2 protein-coding genes and 1 pseudogene are annotated in these 2,253 nt (G+C 27.5%); all 3 read right to left on the minus strand.

What is annotated here, in order from left to right; genetic code table 11:
• Positions 1-297: 297 nt before the first annotated feature.
• On the minus strand, positions 298-783 hold the full coding sequence (locus ACQY1Q_RS17270) for a hypothetical protein (RefSeq protein WP_431006576.1): 486 nt from the start codon (positions 781-783) through the stop codon (positions 298-300).
• 236 nt (positions 784-1,019) lie between these two features.
• On the minus strand, positions 1,020-1,409 hold the full coding sequence (locus ACQY1Q_RS17275; RefSeq protein WP_431006577.1) for a hypothetical protein: 390 nt from the start codon (positions 1,407-1,409) through the stop codon (positions 1,020-1,022).
• 2 nt (positions 1,410-1,411) lie between these two features.
• A pseudogene (locus tag ACQY1Q_RS17280) lies at positions 1,412-2,253 on the minus strand (hypothetical protein); the annotation flags it as partial.

The raw sequence follows: 2,253 nt of genomic DNA on the forward strand, positions 1-2,253 counted from the left end.
GGTAAAATTGTATATGCCGGAGAGTATTTTACCTTACAAGTTGGAGGTAGTAGCACTGGAAGTGATACGGCTGAAGAAGTAACGGCAAGTAATATAAAAAACTTACGTACTATTTTTAGACCTGGTAAAATGATTAAAGATGCCTTAAAATTGGCTACTATTCAAAAGAAATCTTAACTAAAATAGCCCCAATTTTTTAATTGGGGCTATTTTTTACCTAGTAAAGAAACCCTATTATGTTTTTATATCTCTTAACATAATAGGGTTTTTGGTTATCGGGTTATTTTAATTGTAAACTTAATAAGCAATTACAGTTCTTTCGACCTTAAACTTTAAATATTTATTTTTATCAATCTTTAATAAAAAGTATAAGTCTTTAAATAAAATATTAGGGTTGTTTTCTTTCCAAGAATTATCTCGAATCCATTTATAATCAACTAGATTTAAAAAATGTATATCACAATGGTTAATCGTTTCTGTTTTGCTCCCATGAACTTTTCTAAAACTCAATGTTTTAGGTATTTCATTCCCGTAATAATCTAATCTGTAATAGGTTCCATTCTTTTTTTCTTCTGCAATTTTTTTTTCTCTTTTTTCATATTCTTTCCTATTATATATAGGAAAAGATTCGTAACTTTTATCGGTATAATTTCTGTTTCCTAAAGTGTATTCTTTGTTATTATTATCGAGAATAAAATAAGCATCATCTTTTTTTGTTTGTGAAAAACTGACAAAAGAAATGAAATATAAGATTATAATAAAATTTTTAATTACTGCATTCATTTGTTCCTGAGTTTTTAAAGTTTCTTATTGTGTTGAGTATTCTTCGTTGTTCATTTGCTGTATGAACTGGGTCTGCAAACATGTTATCTCATGCTTTAGTGTTATGTAAACCAGCCCGATAATTAACTCATAAGTTGAACGAGGGAGATAATCATTACAATAGTATAGTATAACTTATTCTTTTTTTGTTTTTCAGTAGAAATTAAAGCTTTCTTTTTTAATAAAAGGAAGTGGATTTAATTAAATTCTGTTCTTATTGGAATCAACCTATCTACTTCATATAGGACACCTTTTCTTTTACATTTATGATTATGAATATAAAACCATAATTTATACTCTTTTCCTTTGTATAATTTAATGTAATTATTATTTACTTTTTTTATAGATATATTCTTATTCAATTGATTAAATGTTATTACAGATGCCTTTATACTATCAAAAGATACATGTTCCTTTCTATGCTTTGAAGGAACATATTTATAGACAAAATTTTCATTTAGTGTAAATTCAATACTTCCATTTTTTTTTTCTAAATATTTCACAGCTTTAATTATTTTGTTTTCAATTTGTTGTGAAAGAATGTAGTTTACAGAAAACAAAGCTATAATTGTTATAAATAATCTCATAATTACTCACAATTGGTTTTATTATTATTTTCAAAATCTTTTAATACTTGTTCTATCTTGTCTTTTTCAGATTGAGATAAGTTATTCCAAGCAATTGTACCTTTCAATCCAACCCATGATAATGCCTCATATACATCATTATTTTGCTTACTATCAAATTTAATTAATATTTCTTTTATTGTATTTCTATAATGTTGAGCCATTGCCTGATGTTGAGCACTACTCGTGTTTATGCCTGTTGGGGTATTGTTGAGCCATCTAATATAATAATCGGTTAAACCAGGAAAATTATTTCTTATGTTAATTAAAAAATTCTCATCAATACCTTCCAAACTAGGGTGCTGCCATTCTGATAGCAATTTCCTAAACATTTCAGCGTGAATAGTCTCATGAATAATAGTCCTAGCTATGGATAGAATTGATCTGTCTAGATTATTTGAATTCAATGTTATCGTTATTAAATAATTAGAAGGAGGACTTGTTTCCGCATTAGTATTTGATGAAAGGGATGTACTCTCTTCAAACTTCAAATGACTTACAGGAAACTCCCCATCAAACTTTTTTATCATGCTTTTAAAGTTAGTGCTCATCGCTTGTAGTTTATTGTATACACAAAGTGCTTTACCTGTAAGCTTGTTAATAATTCTATCATCAAAATCTACTTCACCACCATTTGTTAACGCTTTAATGGCTTGTTTTACAAATCCCTGAGCCTCTAAAGAATTATTGTTAGCTCTTAAAAAAACTTCAAGCACACCTTTCAAATCTGGGTATTGACTTAAAAATAACAGCTGTTCAGGAGTTAGAATATCATTTAAATTAATATCTAAAACAGTAGGGACGT

It is taken from the genome of Tenacibaculum sp. TC6, from assembly GCF_050606265.1.
In the GTDB taxonomy this organism is placed as follows: domain Bacteria; phylum Bacteroidota; class Bacteroidia; order Flavobacteriales; family Flavobacteriaceae; genus Polaribacter.

Excerpts from the sequence above, each read along its gene's own strand:
- ACQY1Q_RS17270 (WP_431006576.1), bottom strand. The coding sequence starts at position 783 with ATGAATGCAGTAATTAAAAATTTTATTATAATCTTATATTTCATTTCT.
- ACQY1Q_RS17275 (WP_431006577.1), bottom strand. The coding sequence starts at position 1,409 with ATGAGATTATTTATAACAATTATAGCTTTGTTTTCTGTAAACTACATT.